1 protein-coding gene is annotated in these 349 nt (G+C 37.2%); it reads right to left on the bottom strand.

Features of this window, described 5'->3' with window-relative positions; all coding sequences use genetic code 11:
• Nucleotides 1–293, bottom strand: a 293-nt coding sequence (locus tag ASU03_RS19580) for a hypothetical protein (RefSeq protein ID WP_197411341.1), incomplete at its 3' end; no start/stop codon positions are given.
• Nucleotides 294–349: the final 56 nt, after the last annotated feature.

Raw genomic sequence — 349 nt, 5'->3', positions numbered from 1 at the left:
TCTGTTATATCATTTTCAAGTGTGGCTTTATCTTGAGTCAGCTGGTTATTACTTTCTTGGCTTGTAGACATTTCATCAGCAGCTTTAGCTGCAGCTTCTTTGCTAAGTTTTAGGTTATGCTTTAGCTGTTCTTCCGCACTTTTATGCTGACTGAATATAGCTTCTAACTCTTCTTGCAGCTGCTGTATTTGCAATAAGGATAATTCATTTTCAGCGCTTAACTCTGTTATATCATTTTCAAGTGTGGCTTTATCTTGAGTCAGCTGGTTATTACTTTCTTGGCTTGTAGACATTTCATCAGCAGCTTTAGCTGCAGCTTCTTTGCTAAGTTTTAGGTTATGCTTTAGCT

Source organism: Colwellia sp. TT2012, assembly GCF_001440345.1.
GTDB lineage: Bacteria > Pseudomonadota > Gammaproteobacteria > Enterobacterales > Alteromonadaceae > Colwellia.
Note: the sequence above shows the minus strand (reverse complement) of the source record. Positions and strands in the feature narration are given on the sequence as shown.